General features: G+C 75.0%; 20 protein-coding genes. 13 read left to right on the top strand and 7 right to left on the bottom strand.

The genetic code is table 11. The annotated features are described in order from the left end of the window. Positions 1 to 48: 48 nt before the first annotated feature. Both IE180_RS13520 and IE180_RS13515 read left to right on the top strand, forming a co-directional pair. Complete coding sequence (locus tag IE180_RS13520; protein WP_190157098.1) at positions 49 to 636, top strand: ArsR/SmtB family transcription factor; 588 nt, start codon at positions 49 to 51, stop codon at positions 634 to 636. 4 nt (positions 637 to 640) lie between these two features. Beyond that, complete coding sequence (locus tag IE180_RS13515) at positions 641 to 1876, top strand: MFS transporter (protein ID WP_190157097.1); 1236 nt, start codon at positions 641 to 643, stop codon at positions 1874 to 1876. Here IE180_RS13515 and IE180_RS13510 read toward each other — a convergent pair. Continuing rightward, positions 1873 to 2508, bottom strand: coding sequence for a TIGR03085 family metal-binding protein (locus tag IE180_RS13510; protein WP_190157096.1), 636 nt, complete (start codon positions 2506 to 2508; stop codon positions 1873 to 1875). The two genes, IE180_RS13515 and IE180_RS13510, sit on opposite strands and share 4 nt — an antisense overlap. 84 nt (positions 2509 to 2592) lie before the next feature. On the opposite strand from IE180_RS13510, the gene hisI reads away from it, so the two are divergent. The 11 genes from hisI (at position 2593) to lgt (ending at position 12086) form a co-directional block, all read left to right on the top strand. Further along, positions 2593 to 2961, top strand: coding sequence for a phosphoribosyl-AMP cyclohydrolase (gene hisI, locus IE180_RS13505; protein WP_190157095.1), 369 nt, complete (start codon positions 2593 to 2595; stop codon positions 2959 to 2961). A gap of 11 nt (positions 2962 to 2972) precedes the next feature. Then, complete coding sequence (locus tag IE180_RS13500) at positions 2973 to 4463, top strand: anthranilate synthase component I (RefSeq protein ID WP_190157094.1); 1491 nt, start codon at positions 2973 to 2975, stop codon at positions 4461 to 4463. Between the two features lie 14 nt (positions 4464 to 4477). After that, a complete protein-coding gene (locus IE180_RS13495; protein ID WP_190157093.1) occupies positions 4478 to 5128 on the top strand; it encodes a TIGR02234 family membrane protein in 651 nt (216 codons plus the stop codon). 137 nt (positions 5129 to 5265) lie between these two features. Further along, positions 5266 to 5520: an HGxxPAAW family protein gene (locus tag IE180_RS13490; protein WP_190157092.1), complete on the top strand. Its 255-nt coding sequence runs from the start codon at positions 5266 to 5268 to the stop codon at positions 5518 to 5520. 320 nt (positions 5521 to 5840) lie between these two features. Next, positions 5841 to 6317, top strand: a complete 477-nt coding sequence (locus IE180_RS13485; protein ID WP_190157375.1) for a DUF2752 domain-containing protein — start codon at positions 5841 to 5843, stop codon at positions 6315 to 6317. A 144-nt stretch (positions 6318 to 6461) separates the two neighbouring features. After that, positions 6462 to 7271 (top strand): indole-3-glycerol phosphate synthase TrpC, encoded by an 810-nt coding sequence (gene trpC, locus IE180_RS13480; RefSeq protein ID WP_190157091.1) that lies wholly within the window; start codon positions 6462 to 6464, stop codon positions 7269 to 7271. Between the two features lie 64 nt (positions 7272 to 7335). Then, complete coding sequence (gene trpM / locus IE180_RS36405) at positions 7336 to 7566, top strand: tryptophan biosynthesis modulator TrpM (RefSeq protein ID WP_373302772.1); 231 nt, start codon at positions 7336 to 7338, stop codon at positions 7564 to 7566. A 447-nt stretch (positions 7567 to 8013) separates the two neighbouring features. Then, positions 8014 to 9297: a tryptophan synthase subunit beta gene (trpB, locus tag IE180_RS13470; RefSeq protein ID WP_190157089.1), complete on the top strand. Its 1284-nt coding sequence runs from the start codon at positions 8014 to 8016 to the stop codon at positions 9295 to 9297. Further along, positions 9294 to 10112 carry a tryptophan synthase subunit alpha gene (trpA, locus tag IE180_RS13465; protein WP_190157088.1) on the top strand — a complete coding sequence of 273 codons (819 nt, stop codon included), beginning with the start codon at positions 9294 to 9296 and terminating at the stop codon, positions 10110 to 10112. Before trpB ends, trpA begins: the two co-directional genes overlap by 4 nt. 64 nt (positions 10113 to 10176) lie before the next feature. Then, the gene (locus IE180_RS13460; RefSeq protein WP_190157087.1) at positions 10177 to 10998 is read left to right on the top strand and encodes a DsbA family protein; all 822 of its coding nucleotides are present in this window, start codon (positions 10177 to 10179) and stop codon (positions 10996 to 10998) included. Between the two features lie 77 nt (positions 10999 to 11075). Further along, positions 11076 to 12086: a prolipoprotein diacylglyceryl transferase gene (gene lgt / locus IE180_RS13455; protein WP_190157086.1), complete on the top strand. Its 1011-nt coding sequence runs from the start codon at positions 11076 to 11078 to the stop codon at positions 12084 to 12086. A gap of 68 nt (positions 12087 to 12154) precedes the next feature. Here lgt and IE180_RS13450 read toward each other — a convergent pair whose 3' ends face one another. The 6 genes from IE180_RS13450 to IE180_RS13425 form a co-directional block, all read right to left on the bottom strand. Then, a complete protein-coding gene (locus IE180_RS13450; RefSeq protein ID WP_229860491.1) occupies positions 12155 to 12949 on the bottom strand; it encodes an HpcH/HpaI aldolase/citrate lyase family protein in 795 nt (264 codons plus the stop codon). A 77-nt stretch (positions 12950 to 13026) separates the two neighbouring features. Then, positions 13027 to 14265 (bottom strand): CaiB/BaiF CoA transferase family protein, encoded by a 1239-nt coding sequence (locus IE180_RS13445; protein WP_190157084.1) that lies wholly within the window; start codon positions 14263 to 14265, stop codon positions 13027 to 13029. Continuing rightward, positions 14262 to 15182: a ribokinase gene (gene rbsK, locus IE180_RS13440; protein WP_190157083.1), complete on the bottom strand. Its 921-nt coding sequence runs from the start codon at positions 15180 to 15182 to the stop codon at positions 14262 to 14264. Before rbsK ends, IE180_RS13445 begins: the two co-directional genes overlap by 4 nt. Continuing rightward, the gene (locus IE180_RS13435) at positions 15179 to 16744 is read right to left on the bottom strand and encodes an ADP-ribosylglycohydrolase family protein (protein ID WP_190157082.1); all 1566 of its coding nucleotides are present in this window, start codon (positions 16742 to 16744) and stop codon (positions 15179 to 15181) included. Before IE180_RS13435 ends, rbsK begins: the two co-directional genes overlap by 4 nt. Continuing rightward, a complete protein-coding gene (locus IE180_RS13430; RefSeq protein WP_190157081.1) occupies positions 16741 to 17892 on the bottom strand; it encodes an ADP-ribosylglycohydrolase family protein in 1152 nt (383 codons plus the stop codon). The genes IE180_RS13435 and IE180_RS13430 overlap by 4 nt, the downstream gene beginning before the upstream one ends. Next, the gene (locus tag IE180_RS13425) at positions 17873 to 19108 is read right to left on the bottom strand and encodes an ADP-ribosylglycohydrolase family protein (protein ID WP_373302771.1); all 1236 of its coding nucleotides are present in this window, start codon (positions 19106 to 19108) and stop codon (positions 17873 to 17875) included. The genes IE180_RS13430 and IE180_RS13425 overlap by 20 nt, the downstream gene beginning before the upstream one ends. Between the last annotated feature and the right edge of the window lie 98 nt (positions 19109 to 19206).

Here is a 19206-nt window from a genome sequence, read left to right as displayed (position 1 = left end):
GTGCAATTTTCGTTGCGCAAGTTTCCTTTCGTATCTACGGTCGTGGACATGACCTCGTCGGAGAACCGCCGGATCACCGATCTCGGCACCCTCAAAGCCGTCTCGCACCCCCTGCGGATGCGCCTCTACCGCGCCCTCTTCGTGGCCCGCACCGCCACCGCCTCCCAGCTCGCCGACCAGGTGGACGAGGCCGTCTCCCTCGTCAGCTACCACCTGCGCAAGCTCGCCGAGCACGGCCTCATCGAGGAGGCCGAGGCCCAGTCCGCCGACGGCCGCGAGCGCTGGTGGCAGCCGAGCTCGTACGGCTTCAGCATCCACGACGAGGACCTCCGCGACGCCCCCGAACTCGCCGCCGCGAGCGCCGCCTTCGGCCGTACGGTCGACCAGCAGCGCACCGAGATGCACCGTCGTTTCCTCGACGAGTGCCACACCTGGCCCGACGCCTGGCGCAGCGCCTCGATCAGCTCGGAGTGGCTGCCCCGGCTCACCGCGGCCGAACTCGCCTCGCTCGGGAAGGAACTCGACGCGCTCGTCCGGACGTACGACGAGCGGGCCCGCGCCGCCGAGGCCGCCGGCGACACCGAGGGCCGCGAGAACGTCGCCGTCCACCTCTTCGGCTTCCCGTACCGGGGCTGATCCCGTGACCGCGACCGCCGAAGCCCCCGCGCGCCCCGCCCACCGCGACCCCCAGGTCCTGCGCTGGCTCGGCGCCTACACCGCCTCCACGCTCGGCGACAGCGTCTACTACCTCGCCCTCTCCTGGGCCGCCGTCAGCGACGGCACCCCCGCCCAGGCCGGGCTCGTCATGGCCGTCTCCGCCGTGCCCCGCGCGCTGCTCATGCTCGGCGGGGGAGTCGTCGCGGACCGCCTCGGCCCCCGCCGGGTCGTCATCGCCTCCGACACCGTCCGCGCCCTGGTCGTCCTGGGCCTCGCCGCGACCCTGTTCCTCGCCTCGCCCGGCCTGTGGGCGCTCGCCGCCGTCGCCCTCGTCTTCGGCGCGGTCGACGCCCTCTTCCTGCCCGCCGTGGGTGCCCTGCCGCCCCGGATCGCCGACCGCGACCAGCTCGCCCGCGTCCAGGGCATGCGCGGCATCGGCCACCGCGCGGGCGCCGTCCTCGGCGCCCCGCTCGGCGGCCTCGCGGTCGCCGTCGGCGGCCCCGCCACCGCCTTCGGCGTCGCCGGAGCGCTCTTCGCCCTCTCGCTGCCCCTGCTGGGCGCGCTCCGGCTCCGCCCGCTCCCCACCCCCGACGAGGCCCGCGACGGCACGGCCCTGCGCGACCTCGCCGACGGACTGCGCTACCTGCGCGGGCACCGCGTCCTCGGCCCGCTGATGATCGTCGTGCTCCTCGGCGACCTCGGCTTCGTCGGCCCCCTCAACGTCGGCCTCGCCGTCCTGTCCGAGCAGCGCGGCTGGGGCGCCTCCGGCATCGGCTGGATCCTCGCCGGCTTCGGCGCGGGCGCGGGCGCCGCCTCCCTGCTCCTGGCCGTGCGCGGGCGCGTCCCGCGCGCCGGAGCCGTCAGCGGCTGGACCCTGACGGCCGGCGCCGTCGCGATCGGCGCCCTCGCCTTCACCCCGCACCTGCCCGTGGCCGCCGCCGTCGCCCTGGCCGTCGGCCTGCTCGCCGGACTCTCCGGGGCACTGTGCAACGCCCTCGTCCAGACCGAGTGCGACCCCGCCTACCTCGGCCGGGTGACCGCCGTCTCCAGCCTCGCCAGCCTGGGCGTGGCCCCGCTGTCCTTCCCCGTCACCGGCGCGGCGATCGGCCTGTGGGGCGCCGGCCCGGTCTTCGCCGTGAGCGCGTCGGTCTGCGCCCTGGCCGGCGTCCACGCCCTCGCCACCCCGGCCCTCCGCCGCGCCGAACTGCCCCCGTACTAGATCCCCAGCTGCTTCGTCTCCCGCAGCCGCTCGATCGCCTCCGGCTCGCCCTCCAGCGCCACCTTCGCCGCGTCCTGGCGGCCGTACAGGTACATGATCAGCTCGCCCGGCTCCCCGGAGGCCGTCACCACCGGGGTGCCGCGGTGCGCCACCGCCGTCTGCCCGTTCGGACGGCGCAGCACCAGGCCCACCGGGGCCTTGCGGCCCAGGATCCGGGCCATCCGCTCCAGACGGGACCAGAGGGCGTCCGCGAAGACCGGGTCCGGCTCACGGGCCGACCAGTCGGGCTGGGCACGGCGCACGTCCTCCGCGTGCACGTAGAACTCGACGACGTTCGCCCCCTCGTCCACCTGTTTGATGGTGAACGGCGAGAACCGCGGCGGGCCCGTGCGGACGAGGCGGATCAGCTCCTCGTACGGCTTGTCGGCGAACTCCGCCTGCACCCGGTCGAGCCGCTCCTTCAGCACCGGTACGAGCGTCCCCGCCGCCGCGTCCGGACGCCGCTCCCGCACCACCACATGGGCCGCGAGGTCGCGGGTCCGCCAGCCCTCGCAGAGCGTCGGGGCGTCCGGGCCCGCCGCCTCCAACAGATCGGCGAGCAGAAGCCGTTCACGTTTCGCATGGGTCGACATGTCCGTCAGCGTACGACCGGCGCGCGCGGTCCGCCCAGTGGACTCCCCGCCGGACACCGCCCCGGAGCACGGCACAATGGCCCCATGAGCAGCACGCCCCGGACCCCCAGTGACCTCGATCCGGCCATCGCCGCCCGCCTCAAGCGCAGCCCCGACGGCCTGGTCCCCGCCATCGCCCAGCAGTACGACACGGGCGAGGTGCTGATGCTGGGCTGGATGGATGACGAGGCCCTCCACCGCACCCTCACCACGGGCCGCTGCACCTACTGGTCCCGCAGCCGGGGCGAGTACTGGGTCAAGGGCGACACCTCCGGACACGTCCAGCACGTCAGGTCCGTCGCCCTCGACTGCGACGCCGACACCCTCCTCGTCAAGGTCGACCAGGTCGGCGCCGCCTGCCACACCGGCGCCCGCACCTGCTTCGACGCCGACGTGCTCCCCGTCTCCCAGTAAGGTCCGGTGCCATGGATCTCGAGACCTTCCGCAAGCTGGCGGCCGATCGCCGCGTCATCCCCGTCAGCCGCAGGCTCCTCGTGGACGGCGACACCCCGGTCGGGCTCTACCGCAAGCTCGCCGCCGAACGCCCCGGCACCTTCCTCCTCGAATCCGCGGAGAACGGCCGCAGTTGGTCCCGCTACTCCTTCGTCGGAGTCCGCAGCGACGCCACCCTGACGGTGAAGGACGGACAGGCCCACTGGCTGGGCACCCCGCCCGTCGGCGTCCCCGTCGACGGCGACCCGCTCGCCGCCCTGCGCGCCACCGTGGAGACCCTCCACACCCCCCGGGACCTGGCGAGCGGCATGCCCCCGTTCACCGGCGGCATGGTCGGCTACCTCGGGTACGACATCGTCCGCCGCCTGGAGAAGATCGGCGAGCACGGCCGCGACGACCTGAAGCTCCCCGAGCTGACCATGCTGCTCACCAGCGACCTCGCGGTCCTCGACCACTGGGACGGCTCGGTCCTGCTGATCGCCAACGCGATCAACCACAACGACCTGGAGACCGGCGTCGACGAGGCGTACGCGCACGCCGTCGCCCGCCTCGACGCCATGCAGGCCGACCTGGCCCGCCCCGTCGCCACCGCCCCCGCCGCCCTGCCGGACTCCGCCCTGCCCGAGTTCTCGGCCCTCTGGGGCGGCCCCGCCTACCAGGACGCCGTCGAGGACATCAAGGAGCGCATCCGGGCCGGCGAAGCCTTCCAGGTCGTGCCCTCGCAGCGCTTCGAGACCCCCTGCGCCGCCTCCGCGCTCGACGTGTACCGGGTCCTGCGGGCCACCAACCCCTCCCCGTACATGTACCTCTTCCGCTTCGAGAACGGCTTCGACGTCGTCGGCTCCTCGCCCGAGGCCCTCGTCAAGGTCGAGGACGGGCGGGCCATGCTCCACCCCATCGCCGGCACCCGGCACCGCGGCGCCACCCCGCAGGAGGACCACGACCTCGCCGAGGAACTGCTCGCCGACCCCAAGGAACGCGCCGAGCACCTCATGCTCGTCGATCTCGGCCGCAACGACCTCGGCCGGGTCTGCACGCCCGGCTCCGTGGAAGTCGTCGACTTCATGTCGATCGAGCGCTACTCGCACGTCATGCACATCGTCTCCACCGTCACCGGAGAGGTCGCCGAGGGCCGGACCGCCTTCGACGTCCTCACCGCCTGCTTCCCCGCCGGCACCCTCTCCGGCGCGCCCAAGCCCCGCGCCATGCAGATCATCGAGGAGCTCGAACCCTCCCGGCGCGGCCTCTACGGCGGATGTGTCGGTTATCTCGATTTCGCCGGGGACGCCGACACCGCCATCGCCATCCGCACCGCCCTGCTCCGCGACGGAACGGCGTACGTGCAGGCCGGAGCGGGTGTCGTCGCCGACTCCGACCCGGTCGCCGAGGACAACGAGTGCCGCAACAAGGCCGCGGCCGTCCTCCGCGCCGTCCACACCGCCAACCGGATGAACGACAAGTGAGCACGTAAGGGATAGTGGGGTACGTGAGTGCCGTACCCGTACCCCAGCCCCGGGCCGCCCGCGCGGCCGTCCCCACCGGCGGCCGCCGCAGCCTGGCCGCGGCCCTCCTCCTCGGCGCCCTCGGTGCCACCGTCGTCCTGCTCTCCGCCGGCCAGATCTGGGCGGAGGGCACCGCGTCCGTCGGCGGCGGCAGCGTCCCCGTCGAGGCCGACGGCGGCACCGTCACCGGTGTGCCCACCGCCCTCGCGATCGTCGGCCTCGCCGCGCTCTTCGCCGTCTTCGCCGTCCGCCGCACCGGGCGCACGCTCGTCGCCGCGCTCCTCGCGCTCAGCGGCGCGGGCGCCGCGCTCGCCGCGGTCCTCGGCGCCTCCGACAGCACCGCGCTCGACGCCGAGGCCGCACGCATCAGCGGCGACACCGCCGCCGCCGTCGCCGGCCTCACCCACACCGTCTGGCCGTACGTGACGGCCGCGGGCGCCCTCCTCATCCTGCTCGCCGGCCTCTTCGCCCTCCGCTTCGGCAAGGACTGGCCGGCGATGGGCGGACGCTACGAGCGCTCCGGCGTCCCGCGCTCCGGCCGCAAGGCCCCCACCACCGACCCCGACCGGCCCGAGGACCTGTGGAAGGCCCTGGACCGCGGCGAGGACCCGACCCGGGGAGAGTGAGAGGGGGAGCCGGCCGCGACGCGTGATCGTCCCGGCACCCCCGATTCATCCCCGCGCGCCCGCGTGCGGGACAATGAGCGCCGAGTGTCCGCGCACGCGAGACCTCACCATCGAGCAACTGCAACGAGGAGCAACTCATGGCGGGCAGCGCCCACGGACACACCCCGGCCGCCTGGACCGGTGTCATCATCTCCTTCATCGGCTTCTGCATCGCCGGCGTCTTCATGGTGGCCGCCAACGTGCCCGGTTTCTGGGCCGGCATGGGCGTCATCGTCCTCGGCGGCATCGTCGGCGGCGGAATGAAGGCGGCGGGCCTCGGCATGCCGAAGGAGTCCGCCGAAGTCGCCGCCGCCCGCGAGGCCGCCACCACGACCGCCCGGGCCCGCGCCTGACGCGACACGCCGCATCCGAGGGCGCAGCCCGGCCGTGCCGGGCTGCGCCCTCGCGCGTCAGCGGCGAGAATCACCGCGTGGACGCGCAGCCGACGACCGAAGCCGAGACCTCTCCCACCCGCCCGGGCGAACCCGCCCGCCCGAATCCCCCGACACCCCCGGAGCGGGACGTGACGCCCCGGGGGGCCGTCGCGCCGCCCGTACCGCCGGGAGCCGCGCCGCCCCGGCCGGCCGCCGCCCCGACGGGCTTCGCCGCCCCGGTCGCGGTTCCGACCGCGGTTCCGGCCCTGGGGGCGCCCGTACCGCCGGGCTCCGCCGCCGTGCCGGGCGGGCTCGTACCGCCGGGTTCCGGCGTCCCGACGGAGGGGCCCGGGGGCGGATACGCACCCGCCCCGCCCCCGTCGCTCCCGAAACGGCTGCTGCCGCCCGTCGCCACCCTCGCCGGGGTCGTCGCCGCGTTCGCCTACGTCGGGGCCGTGGACCCCAACGAACCCGGGCACTACCCCGTCTGCCCGCTCCTCCGCTTCACCGGCCTCTACTGCCCCGGCTGCGGCGGTCTCCGCAGCGCCCACGCCTTCGCCCACGGCGACCTGCCGGCCGCCCTCGGCTCCAACGCCCTCGCCGTCGTCGGATACGGGATCTTCGCCGTCGTCATGGCCGTATGGCTGGTTCGCGCCGTCCGCGGAGTGCCCATGCGCCTCGCGGTCTCCCCGGTCTGGTGGTGGGGGACCGGGGCCGTCCTCGCCCTCTTCACCCTGGTCCGGAACCTTCCCTTCGGCTCCGCCCTGGCCCCCTGAGGGCCCGCGGGACTCCCCCGGGGAGTCCCAGCAGATGGGACGCGACTCCGGCCGATGCGATTCCCGGGCCGTCCTGCGGATAGGATCGAAGTGGCTGAACCCGGTTCATCATCACCGTCACCGTCCCGGAAGGGGGCCCCTCGCGTGAGTGTGCTCGACGAGATCATCGAAGGCGTGCGCGCCGACCTCGCAGAGCGACAGGCGCGGGTCACCCTCGACGAGCTCAAGGAGCGCGCCGCAAAGGCGCCGCAGGCCAAGGACGGCGTCGCCGCACTGCGCGGGGACGGCGTCAAGGTGATCTGCGAGGTCAAGCGCTCCAGCCCGTCCAAGGGGGCGCTCGCCGCGATCGCCGACCCCGCCGGTCTCGCCGCGGACTACGAGGCGGGCGGCGCCGCCGTCATCTCCGTCCTCACCGAGCAGCGCCGCTTCGGCGGCTCGCTCGCCGACCTGGAGGCCGTCCGCGCCCGGGTCGACATCCCCGTGCTGCGCAAGGACTTCATCGTCACCGCGTACCAGCTCTGGGAGGCGCGGGCGTACGGAGCGGATCTCGCGCTCCTCATCGTCGCCGCCCTGGAGCAGGAGGCGCTGGTCTCCCTCATCGAGCGTGCCGAGTCCATCGGGCTGACCCCGCTGGTCGAGGTCCACGACGAGGAGGAGGTCGAGCGCGCCGTCGACGCGGGCGCTCGCATCATCGGCGTCAACGCGCGCGACCTCAAGTCCCTCAAGGTCGACCGCTCCACCTTCGAGCGCGTCGCCCCGGAGATCCCCGCGCACATCGTCAAGGTCGCCGAGTCCGGCGTCCGGGGCCCGCACGACCTCATCGCCTACGCCAACGCCGGCGCCGACGCGGTCCTGGTCGGCGAGTCCCTCGTCACCGGCCGCGACCCGAAGGCCGCCGTCGCCGACCTCGTCGCCGCCGGCGCCCACCCGGCGCTCCGCCACGGGCGGAGCTGACCGCACCATGACCGTCGTCCGCGCCACGTCGACCGCCCAGGGCCCCGCCCCGGGCGGCCCGGTCGTGCCCGCGGGCGCCCCGGGGCGCCGCAGCCGGCTCCGTACCGCTGCCGCCCCCGTCTCCAAGCACGCCCCGCTGGCCCGCGGCTGTCGGCCGCGCGGCTGCCGGGCACCCGCCCGCCGTGTCCACGGCCGCCGGGTCCGCTACGTGATCGGCTCCGAGCCGGGTCAGGTCAACGGCATGCGATGGCGCCCGCGCCCCGCGCGCTTCCTCACGTACGCCACCTCCGCCTGACCGTCCGGCGACGGACGCCCGTCCCGCACCCCGCCGTCCCCCCCCCCGTGTGGGCAATCGTCCCGCCGGGGCGGGGGGTCCCCCCTGCTCGAGCGAAGCCGAGAGCTCGGGGGAGGGTGGGCACACGGGACGGCGCCCCTCAGCGGCGCCTCCGCGTTCCGCGCCCGGGCCCGCACCCCGCGTGCGGCGCACGTTCGGTGCGTGCCCGGGCGCGGGAGCCTCGGACGCCGGCAAGGGCGCCGTTCCGTCGTGCCCACCCTCCCCCCGAGCTCTCGGCTTCGCTCGAGCAGGGGGACCCCCCCCGCCCCGGCGGAACGACCGCCCACAACGGTGGGGGCGCCGCCCGCGACGGGGGCCACGGCGGTGCCGTACACGAGTGGCTCGCGCGCATACCGTGACCATCGACCCCACGTATCCCGGGGCACCCGCCCCGCGAGGAGCATCCGCATGTCCAGCGAGTTCTTCATCCCGGACCTGGAAGGCCAGGTCCCCAGCCCGGAGGGCTACTTCGGCGCCTACGGCGGCAAGTTCATCCCGGAGGCCCTCGTCGCCGCCGTCGACGAGGTCGCCGTCGAGTACGAGAAGGCCAAGTCCGACCCCGAGTTCGCCCGCGAGCTCAACGCCCTCATGGTCGACTACACCGGCCGCCCGAGCGCCCTCACGGAGGTGCCCCGGTTCGCCGAGCACGCCGGCGGCGCCCGGATCTTCCTCAAGCGCGAGGACCTCAACCACACCGGCTCGCACAAGATCAACAACGTGCTCGGCCAGGCCCTGCTGACCAGGCGCATGGGCAAGACCCGGGTCATCGCCGAGACCGGCGCCGGTCAGCACGGCGTGGCCACGGCCACCGCCTGCGCCCTCTTCGGCCTCGACTGCACCATCTACATGGGCGAGATCGACACCCAGCGCCAGGCCCTCAACGTGGCCCGGATGCGGATGCTCGGCGCCGAGGTCGTCGCCGTGAAGTCCGGCAGCCGCACCCTCAAGGACGCCATCAACGAGGCCTTCCGCGACTGGGTCGCCAACGTGGACCGGACGCACTACCTGTTCGGCACCGTCGCCGGTCCGCACCCCTTCCCCGCCATGGTCCGCGACTTCCACCGGGTCATCGGCGTCGAGGCCCGCCGCCAGATCCTGGAGCGCGCAGGGCGGCTGCCCGACGCGGCCATCGCCTGCGTCGGCGGCGGCTCCAACGCCATCGGGCTCTTCCACGCCTTCGTCCCGGACGCGGACGTGCGCCTGATCGGCTGCGAGCCGGCCGGCCACGGCGTCGAGACCGGGGAGCACGCGGCCACCCTCACCGCCGGCGAGCCCGGCATCCTGCACGGGTCCCGCTCCTACGTCCTCCAGGACGAGGAGGGCCAGATCACCGAGCCGTACTCGATCTCCGCCGGACTCGACTACCCCGGCATCGGACCCGAGCACGCGTACCTGAAGGACAGCGGGCGGGGCGAGTACCGGGCCGTCACCGACGACGCCGCCATGCAGGCGCTGCGGCTGCTCTCCCGCACCGAGGGCATCATCCCGGCCATCGAGTCGGCGCACGCCCTCGCCGGGGCCCTGGAGGTCGGCAAGGAGCTCGGCAAGGACGCCCTGCTCCTCGTGAACCTCTCCGGGCGCGGCGACAAGGACATGGACACCGCCGCTCGCTACTTCGGGTTGTACGACACCGACGCCGAGGTGGCCGCGAACCAGGCGGGCACCGCCGAGATCCAGGGGGACGCCAAGTGACCGGCAACATCCAGCTGCTCAGCGACACCCTCGCCGCCGCCGGGGCCGAGGACCGGGCCGCGCTCATCGCGTACCTGCCGGCCGGCTTCCCGACCGTCGACGGCGGGATCGCCGCGATCAAGGCCGTCTTCGACGGCGGCGCCGACGTGGTCGAGGTCGGGCTCCCGCACAGCGACCCGGTCCTCGACGGGCCGGTCATCCAGACCGCCGACGACATCGCGCTGCGCGGCGGCGTGAAGATCGCCGACGTCATGCGGACGGTCCGCGAGGCCCACGGGGCCACCGGCAAGCCGGTCCTCGTCATGACCTACTGGAACCCGATCGACCGGTACGGCATCGAGCGCTTCACCGAGGAGCTCGCCGAGGCCGGCGGCGCGGGCTGCATCCTGCCCGACCTGCCGGTCCAGGAGTCCGCCGTCTGGCGGGAGCACGCCGACAAGCACGGTCTCGCGACCGTCTTCGTCGTCGCGCCCAGCAGCAAGGACGAGCGCCTCGCCACCATCACCGCCGCCGGCTCCGGCTTCGTCTACGCCGCCTCGCTCATGGGCGTCACCGGCACCCGCGAGTCGGTCGGCGAGCAGGCGGCCGACCTGGTCCGCCGCACCCGCGCCACCTCCGACCTGCCGGTGTGCGTCGGGCTCGGCGTCTCCAACGCCAGGCAGGCGAAGGAGGTCGCCGGCTTCGCCGACGGCGTCATCGTCGGCTCCGCCTTCGTGCAGCGGATCCTCGACGCCGACGGTGACGAGGCGGCCGGGCTCACCGCCGTAAGGGAACTGGCGGCCGAACTCGCCGAGGGCGTCCGCCGCGCTTCGTAGCCCGATCGGGTGGATCTGGGACCGGGGAGGCGCGGATGTGCCTCCCCGGTTCGTTGCCTGGGGCGTGAGCGAGAACAAGCGGAACGGTACGCAGAACGCCCGGGATCGGCTCAAGGAGCAGCGCGAGCGCGACAAGGCCCGCGAGAAGCAGCGACGCGTCCTGATCGTGTCGGCGGCCGTGGTCGGCGTCCTCGGCCTGGCCGCCGTCGTCGGCGTGATCGCCGCGGGCGGCGACAAGAACAGCGGATCGGACAAGGCCGGACCGGTGGTCGCGCCGACCGCGGCGACGAACGAGGACGGCAAGCCCGCCATCCCCACGGGCCAGGCGGGCGCCCCGTCGACGCTCGCCGTCTGGGAGGACTTCCGCTGCCCGGCCTGCGCCCAGTTCGAGAACGTCATGCGGGACGCCGTCCACGAGCTCCAGGCCTCCGGCGCGCTCAAGGTCGACTACCACCTCGCCACCCTCATCGACGGGAACATGGGCGGCAGCGGCTCGCTGCGCGCGGCGAACGCGGCGGCGTGCGCCCAGGACGCGGGGAAGTTCACCGCGTACCACGACACGCTCTACGTCAACCAGCCGCCGGAGACGGACGACGCCTACGGGAAGAACGCCAAGCTGATCGAGCTGGCGGCGAAGGTGCCGGGGCTCGACACGCCGGCCTTCCGCAGCTGCGTGAACGACGGCACGCACGACGGCTGGGTGAAGAAGTCGCACGAGGCCTTCCAGAACGGCGGCTTCCGCGGCACCCCGTCCGTCCTCCTCAACGGAGAATCGATCTTCCCGACCAAGGGGAACGAGCAGATCTCCCCGGCGAACCTGAAGAAGTGGGTCGCCGAGGCCAACAAGGGCAAGGAGCCGGGCACCGCCTCCCCGTCGGGGAGCTGACGCGCCGGATTGGTTACCCAGAAGTTGCCGGGTGGGCTGCCGTCCTGCCCTCCCGGCAGGGTAGCGTCGGTCCTGTCATGGACCTTGCCTACATTCCCAGCCCGTCGACCGGCGTGATCCACCTCGGACCGATCCCGCTTCGCGGCTATGCCTTCTGCATCATCATCGGTGTCTTCGTCGCCGTCTGGCTCGGCAACAAGCGCTGGATCGCCCGGGGCGGCACCGCCGGCACCGTGGCCGACATCGCCGTCTGGGCGGTGCCCTTCGGCCTCGTCGGCGGACGCCTCTACCACGTGATCACCGACTACCAGCTGTACTTCAGCGAGGGTGAGAACTGGGTCGACGCCTTCAAGATCTGGGAGGGCGGCCTCGGCATCTGGGGCGCCATCGCGCTCGGCGCGGTGGGCGCCTGGATCGGCTGTCGTCGGCGCGGGATCTCCCTGCCCGTGTACGCGGACGTCATCGCCCCCGGCATCGCCTTCGCCCAGGCCATCGGCCGCTGGGGCAACTGGTTCAACCAGGAGCTGTACGGCAAGCCGACCGACGTGCCGTGGGCGCTGAAGATCACCGAGGGGACGAACCGCGAGGCCGGGCTCTACCACCCGACCTTCCTGTACGAGTCCCTGTGGAACGTCGCCGTCGGCTTCCTCGTCATCTGGGCCGACCGCCGCTTCAAGCTCGGCCACGGGCGGGCCTTCGCCCTGTACGTCGCCGCGTACTGCTCGGGCCGCGTGTGGACGGAGGCGCTGCGCGTCGACGAGGCGCACCACATCCTGGGCTTGCGGCTCAACGTGTGGACCGCGATCGTCGTCGGCCTGCTGGCCGTCGTCTACCTGGTGGTCTCGGCCCGCCTCCGGCCCGGCCGCGAGGAGATCGTGGAGCCGAGGGCCGCGGAGAAGACCGCCGGGAAGACGGACGCCGTCGAGGGCGCCGAGACCGCCGGGACCGCCGACGTCACCGACGCGGCCGGGGCCGGCGAGGACCGGGCCGCCGCCGAGGACCGGGCCGCCGGGCCCGGGGACGGGACCGAGGACGGGACCGAGGGCGACGGCGCCGGTCACGGCGCCGGGTCGGCCGCCAAGAGCTGACCGGCCGTACGTCGAGGGCCGCTGGGACCGAGAGGTTCCGGCGGCCCTTCCGCATGCGGGGGTACGGGTCAGCCGGCGCGGGCCGCGAGGGAGAGGACCCGGTGGGCGCCCTCCACCACCGCGGCGTCGACGAAGCGGCCGTTCGGCAGGGCGAGGGCGCCCTGCCCGGTCGCGGCCGCCTCGACGACCTCACGGGCCGCCTCCACCTCCTCCGGGGTGGGGAAGTAGGCGCGTTCGATGACCGGGAGCTGACGGGGGTGGATGGCCGCCCGGCCGAAGAAGCCCATGGCCCGGCCCCGGGCGCAGCCGGCCGCCAGCGCCTCCAGGTCGCGGACGTCCGGATGGACGGACTGGGCCGGCGGGGGGAGGGCGGCCGCGCGGGCCGCGACCACCACGCGTCCGCGCGGCCAGTCGAGGCCGCCGTCCTCCCGCACCCCCAGGTCGGCGCGGAGGTCGGCCTCGCCGAGGGCGATGCCGCGGACGGAGGGATGGGCGGTGGCGATCGCGTAGGCGTGCTCCACGGCGAGGGCGTTCTCCAGGAGCGGGTAGAGGGGCAGGCCCGGGGCGAGGCGGGCGATCCGGTGGATGTCAGTGGCGTGTGTCACCTTGGGCACACGGAGACCGCAGAGGCCGGGGAGGGGGGCCAGGGTGGGGATGTCGCGCGCTGTGTGGACGCGGACGTGGACCGGGACGGGGTGGACGTCCGCGAGGAGATCGGCCGTGGCGTCGAGGGCGTACGCCTTGCGTTGCGGGGCGACCGCGTCCTCCAGATCGACGATCACGACGTCGGCGCCGGAGGACAGGGCCTTGCGGACGACCTCGGGGCGGTCGCCGGGGGCGTACAGCCAGGTGAGGGGGGCCAGGGGGCGTGCCGGGGAGGGCGCGCCCGTGGGCTCGCCGGCACGCGTCCGTTCGTCCTCCGCGGGGCCGCTGAGGGGGCTCATACCGCTCCTTGCTCGCGGAGGGCGTCGATCTCGGCGGGGGTGAGGCCGAGTTCGGAGAGGACGGCGCCCGTGTCGGCGCCGTGCGGCCGGCCGGCCCAGCGGATGGCGCCGGGGGTCTCGGAGAGGCGGAAGAGGACGTTCTGCATCTTGATCGTGCCGAGTTCGGGGTCCTCCACCTCGGTCACGGTGCGGAGCGCCCGGTACTGGGGATCGTCCACGACGTCCCGGACGTCGTAGACGGGGGCGATGGCCGCCTCCGCCTTCTCGAAGGCCGCCATCGCCTCGTCGCGGGTGCGCCGGGCGATCCAGGCGCCGACCGCCTCGTCGAGGACGTCCGCGTGCTCGGCCCGGCCCGTGCCGTCGGCGAACCACGGCTCGTCGATCAGCTCCGGACGGCCGACGAGCCGCAGCACCCGCTCGGCGATCGACTGGGCGGAGGTGGAGACGGCGACCCAGGAGCCGTCGGCGGTCCGGTAGGTGTTGCGCGGGGCGTTGTTGCGGGAGCGGTTGCCGGTCCGGGGCTGGACGTAACCGAGCTGGTCGTACCAGAGGGGGTGGGGTCCGATGACGGAGAGCATCGGTTCGATGATCGCCATGTCGACGACCTGGCCGCGTCCGGTCGTCGTCCTGGCGGTGAGCGCGGTCATCACCGCGTACGCCGTGGCGAGGGCGGCGATCGAGTCGGCCAGGCCGAAGGGCGGCAGGGTCGGCGGGCCGTCCGGCTCGCCGGTGATGGCGGCGAAGCCGCTCATCGCCTCGGCGAGGGTGCCGAAGCCGGGACGGTGGGCGTACGGACCGAACTGGCCGAAGCCGGTGACCCGGGCCAGGACCAGACGCGGATTGACGGCGGACAGCTCCTCCCAGCCCAGGCCCCAGCGCTCCAGGGTGCCCGGACGGAAGTTCTCCACGATCACGTCCGCGTCGGCGGCGAGGGCGAGGAGGGTGTCGCGGCCGCCCGGCGAGGACAGATCGAGGGTGATCGCCCGCTTGTTGCGGCCGAGGACCTTCCACCACAGGCCGATGCCGTCCTTGGCGGGGCCGTGGCCCCGGGACGGATCCGGCTTGCGGGGATGCTCGACCTTGACGACGTCGGCCCCGAAGTCGCCCAGCATCATGGCCGCGAGGGGGCCGGCGAAGAGGGTCGCGAGATCCAGGACGCGCAGTCCGTGCAGGGGCGCCGCCGGGTGCTCGGCGGCCGTGGGGTCCGGCGGGGTGGCCGGGGCGTGGACGGTCATACGGCGTCGGCCTCCAGGATGCCGGGAGAGCGGAAGGCGTCCTCGATCTCGACGCGGTACGGCATCGAGGTCGACGCGCCCTCGCGCCGGACGGAGAGCGCGGCGGCCGTCTGCGCCCAGGCCAGGGCCTCCGGGGCGGGACGGCCCTCGCCGAGGGCCACCGCCAGGGCGCCGACGAAGGTGTCGCCCGCTCCCGTGGTGTCCACGGCCCGGACCCGGGGCGCGGGCACGGCGACCGGCTCGGCGCCGCGCACCGCGTACAGGCTGCCGGCCGCGCCCAGCGTGACGACCACCTCGGGGACGTCCCGCAGCAGGGCCCGGGCGGCCTCGCGCGGGTCGGTGAGCCCGGTGAGCGCGGCGGCCTCGTGCTCGTTCGGAACCAACAGGTCCGTGGCGGCGAGGAGTTCCGGCGGAAGCGGCTGCGCGGGAGCGGGGGTGAGGACGGTGCGGACGCCGAGCCGGCGGGCGGTTACGGCGCCCTCGACGACGACGGAGAGGGGGAGTTCGAGTTGGAGGAGCAGGGTGTCGGCGGTGCCGATGAGGGCCTCGTCGCCGTGGGTGAGGGAGGTGAGGGTGCCGTTGGCGCCGGGGACGACGACGATCGCGTTGCCGCCCTCGTCGTCGACCACGACGTGGGCGGTGCCGGAGGGGCCCTCGGCGGTGCGCAGGAGGTCGGTGTCCACCGCGCAGTGCTCCAGGGCGGCGCGGAGCCGCGGCCCGAACTCGTCGGCGCCGACCACGCCGATCATCGCCACCTCGGCGCCCGCGCGGGCGGCGGCGACGGCCTGGTTGGCGCCCTTGCCGCCGGGGATCGTACGGAAGGAGCGGCCGGTGACCGTCTCACCGAGGGCGGGGGTCCGCGGCACGTGGACGACGAGATCCATGTTCGTGCTGCCGAGCACGACGATGCTGGTCATGGGCGTACTGCCTCCAGGTGTGTCAGTTCGGCCAGGGTGTCGAAGCCGATGCCGTCGAAGGACGGCACCGAGGTCGCGAGCCGGTTCTTGAGGGGGGAGGTCCAGCGCTCCGGCAGCCGGTCCGGATGCCCGGCGAGCAGCCCGGCGAGCGAGCCGGCGGTGGCGCCGTTGGAGTCGGTGTCCCAGCCGCCCGAGACCGCCGCGCAGACGGAGCGGGAGAAGTCGCCGTCGGCGTGGGTGAGGGCGGCGGCGAGCAGCGCGGCGTTGGGGACGGCATGCACCCAGTGGTACCCGCCGAGTTCGGCGTGCAGCCGGTCGACGACGGCGTCGAAGTCGGCCGTGGTGCGGGCCGCCGTGATGCCCAGCCGGACGGCCGCCGCCAGACGCGAGCGCGGCGGGACCACGGCGAGGCCGGCGGCGAGCGCCTGGTGGACGTCGACGGTGCCGGTGGCGGCGGTGGCGAGGGCGGCGGCGACGAACATGGCGCCGTAGACGCCGTTCGCGGTGTGCGTGAGCACCGCGTCCCGGTGCGCCTGCGCGGCGGCGGCCACCGGATCGCCCGGGTGGCTCCAGCCGTGGACATCGGCCCGGATCTGGGCGCCGATCCATTCGCGGAAGGGATTGCGGCGGACGGCGGTCAGCGGAGGTTCCACGCCGTCCAGGAGGTTGCGGTAGGCGACGCGCTCGGCCGTGAAGGTGCGGCCGGCGGGGAGCTCGTCGAGCCAGAGGCGGGCGACGTCGGCGGTGGTGAAGCCGCGGCCGTACCGCTGGAGGAGCAGCAGGTTGAGGAGGGGATAGTTGAGGTCGTCGTCCTCGGGCATGCCGTCGATGTTCTCGGCGAGGGAGGTGGCGGCGGAGCGGCGGTTCCAGGGATGCGCGGCGAGCAGCTCCGGCGGGACGCCACGGGCGGTGAACCAGGTGGCGAGGGGCCAGTTGCCGGCGGCGCGGGCGAGGGCGCGGAGGGCGTGGAGGGGGAGCTTCTCGACGGGCTTGCCGAGCAGGCACCCGACGGCGCGCCCGAGCCAGGCGGCGTGCAGCCGGTCCCGGAGGGCGGTGTCCCGCACCGCCGCGGGCGGGCGTCCTGCGGGGCGGAACGGGTGGGCACGACCCCACGGCGCCGCCGCACGGACGGCTGCCGGTTCAGGCGCGGAAGCCTGGGCCCGGCAAGGGGCGCCGTCCCGTGGGCCCGCCCGTCCCGTACCAGCGGGACGGGTGCCCGCACGGGGGTGGGCGGAGGCGCCGCCCCGCCCGGTGCGGGCCCACGCGGGGCCGGGAGGGGGGCCGGAGGCCGTCGCCAGGGCCTGGATGGCGGGCAGGGCTGTGGGTTCGCAGGCCGACAGGGGCGTGGGGAGGGAGGCCAGGGTGTCCAGGAGTTCCTCCGCGAGGGGGCGGAGGTCCGGGCGGGGGACCCGGGACGCGCCGGCCGCCTCCGGGGCGGGCGGACCGCCGGCGGCCTTCCAGCGGGCCGCCGGGGCGCTCGCGTCGCGGCCGTCCTCCGCCGCCTGCCGGAGTTCGTGGCCCACCAGGTCCTCCGGCTGGACCCAGGTCAGACGGAGGGTCACCGGTCCCCGCTCGTCAGCGTCGCGAAGGCCGATGCGTGGGCTCGGCGCGCTTCCGCGTCCCGGACGAAGACCTCCCGGGCCACTTGGGAGAGCGCCCTCGCCGGGGCGTGCAGGTCCAGGCGGCTCGCCTCCGCCACCTGCTTCGCCCACTCGGAGGGGACGGCCGGTTCGCCGTGCAGCGCGCCCACGATCGCGCCCGCCATCGTGGCGATCGAATCGCAGTCGCGGCCGTAGTTGACCGCGCCCAGGACCGTACGCCGGAAGTCGCCCTCGCCGACGAGGAGCATGCCGAGGGCGATCGGGAGTTCCTCGATCGCGTGCAGCCGGGAGGGACGGCGGGCGCCGAGGGAGGGGGCGCGGTAGTCGGGCCCGACCGTGTCGAAGGGGGCGACCGCCCCGCGGAGGGGCGCGAGGGCGGACTCGAAGTCCGTGTGGCGGGAGGCGACTTCGGCGACCGCCTCGATCGCCGCGCGCGTTCCGTCCTTCGCCAGGGCCAGGGCCGTCTCGACCACGGACGCCGGCGTGGCGTCCGGCGCGCAGGCCGCCGCGACCGCCGCCGCGAAGACACCCGCCGCCTCCCGGCCGTAGGAGGACTGGTGCGCGCCCGTCAGGTCGATCGCCTCGGCGTAGGCGGCCGCCGGGTGGGCGGCGTTGACCAGGCCGACCGGCGCCACGTACATCGCCGCCCCGCAGTTGACGACGTTGCCGTTGCCGGCCTCGCGCGGGTCGACGTGGCCGTAGTGGAGCCGGGTCACGATCCACTTCTCGGCGAGGAAGATCCGCTGGAGGGGGAGCGCCTCGGCCTCCAGCTCCGGGATCCAGACGGGGGAGCCCATGAGTTCGGGGACGAGGTGGTCCGCGACCGCGTACGCGTCGAGGTGGCCGCGGACCTTCTCGTACACCCGGATCAGCGCGTGGGTCATCAGGGTGTCGTCGGTGACGTGCCCGTCGCCCTTGTGGTACGGCGCGATGGGGCGGGCGGTGCGCCAGTCGTCGCCGTTCCAGGGGCCGACGATCCCGGTGACGCGGCCGCCGTGGCGTTCCAGGATCTGCTCGGGGGTGTAGCCCTCGACGGGGCCGCCGAGGGCGTCGCCGACGGCGGCCCCGAGGAGGCTTCCGGTGATCCGGTCATCCAGTGTGGGTGTCATGTCGGAATTGTCCACCTGGGGTGGCCGGTTCCGTGGCTCCGAGCAGCCCGGCGAGTTCCACCAGATCCGTCCCCGCCAGCCGGGGCAGCGCGCAGCCCGCAAGCGTCCTGCACGCCTCGCGCCAGCTCGCCGGGACCGAACGGCCGCCGCCCAGCGCGCCGGTGAGCGCGCCCGCGAGCGCCGGGGCCGAGTCGGCGACCCGGGAGAGGCAGGCGGCGGCCGGCACGGCCGCCGCCATCCGGCCCCGGGCGGCGGTGGCGAGGGCCAGGGCGACCGGGACGGTCTCGGCGGCGGCGATGCCGTAGCTGTAGACGTGGTCCACGATCTGGTGCTCCAGGAGCGGGACGAGCTCGAAGGCCGAACCGGCGGCGTGGGCCAGCTTCACGGCGTGCCGGGCGTTGCGGCCGATCTCGGTGGCGGGCGGGAGTTCCGCGAGCGCCGCCGCGACGGCCTCGTCGACCGTCGCCCCGCCGAGGGCCGCGGCGACGGCCGCCGCCGTCGCCCGGGCGCCGTGGACGCCGTCGCCGTCCTGTGTGTACCGGGCGTCGAACTCGGCGAGTTCGGCGGCGGCTCCGGGGTCGCCCGGGTGGACCAGGGCCAGGACGGCTGCCCGGACGCAGGCCGCGTCGTCGAAGTAGTGCGGGTTGTCGTGGCCCGTGGCGGGCGGGCGCAGGCCGGTGGCGAGATTGCCGAGGCCGGCGCGCACCGAGATCCGGGCGCGGAGGGGGAGGACGGCCGACTCGACCTCGGGGGCGCGGTCGGCCGCGGCGGCGACCTGTCCGGCGAGGGCGTTCCAGGCGAGGTCGACGGCGGCGCGGAGCCGGCGCTCCCGGGGGAGGCCGGCGAAGACCGGGCCGGAGGCGGCGAGGACGGCCTCGGCTGTGAAGGCCGCCCACTCGGCGTCGTCGGAGGGGCCGAGGCGGAGGGGCTCGGGGGGCTGGTTGAGGGCGATGGGGACGGGGAGGGTGGTCGTCGCGTTCTGCTCGGCGAAGGTGTCGAGTTCGCGGGTGAGGCGGCGGGTCCATTCGGGCATGCGGGCGGCGCGGTGCCTCGCGGCGGGCCAGCCGGCGGCGTCGCCCGCGGCGATGCCGAGGAGGAGGCCCTCGACCGCGTCGCGCCCAGCCCTGTGGGGGGCGTCGAGCGGTGCGGCTTCACGGGTGCGCCGCGTCGCGGGGTCCTTGCGGGCGCCGCCGCCCCAGGAGCCGGTGCCCCGCACCGGGGCGGGGGCCTGCGGGGCCAGGTCCAGCTGCCCGGTGGGGCGTGCCGGGGCGGGGCTCCGCAGGGTCGGCTCGCCGGTGCCGTGTGCCGCGCACC

The sequence above is a fragment of the Streptomyces litmocidini genome (assembly GCF_014649755.1).
GTDB lineage: Bacteria > Actinomycetota > Actinomycetes > Streptomycetales > Streptomycetaceae > Streptomyces > Streptomyces litmocidini.
The sequence above is the reverse complement of the archived record's forward strand: the minus strand, read 5'-3'. Positions and strand labels throughout refer to the sequence as shown.

What these genes read in the sequence shown, in the direction of transcription:
- IE180_RS13520 (WP_190157098.1), top strand. Translation starts at nt 49, where the DNA reads ATGACCTCGTCGGAGAACCGCCGGATCACCGATCTCGGCACCCTCAAA.
- IE180_RS13510 (WP_190157096.1), bottom strand. Translation starts at nt 2,508, where the DNA reads ATGTCGACCCATGCGAAACGTGAACGGCTTCTGCTCGCCGATCTGTTG.
- hisI (WP_190157095.1), top strand. Translation starts at nt 2,593, where the DNA reads ATGAGCAGCACGCCCCGGACCCCCAGTGACCTCGATCCGGCCATCGCC.
- IE180_RS13500 (WP_190157094.1), top strand. Translation starts at nt 2,973, where the DNA reads ATGGATCTCGAGACCTTCCGCAAGCTGGCGGCCGATCGCCGCGTCATC.
- IE180_RS13490 (WP_190157092.1), top strand. Translation starts at nt 5,266, where the DNA reads ATGGCGGGCAGCGCCCACGGACACACCCCGGCCGCCTGGACCGGTGTC.
- trpB (WP_190157089.1), top strand. Translation starts at nt 8,014, where the DNA reads ATGTCCAGCGAGTTCTTCATCCCGGACCTGGAAGGCCAGGTCCCCAGC.
- lgt (WP_190157086.1), top strand. Translation starts at nt 11,076, where the DNA reads ATGGACCTTGCCTACATTCCCAGCCCGTCGACCGGCGTGATCCACCTC.
- IE180_RS13445 (WP_190157084.1), bottom strand. Translation starts at nt 14,265, where the DNA reads ATGACCGTCCACGCCCCGGCCACCCCGCCGGACCCCACGGCCGCCGAG.
- rbsK (WP_190157083.1), bottom strand. Translation starts at nt 15,182, where the DNA reads ATGACCAGCATCGTCGTGCTCGGCAGCACGAACATGGATCTCGTCGTC.
- IE180_RS13430 (WP_190157081.1), bottom strand. Translation starts at nt 17,892, where the DNA reads ATGACACCCACACTGGATGACCGGATCACCGGAAGCCTCCTCGGGGCC.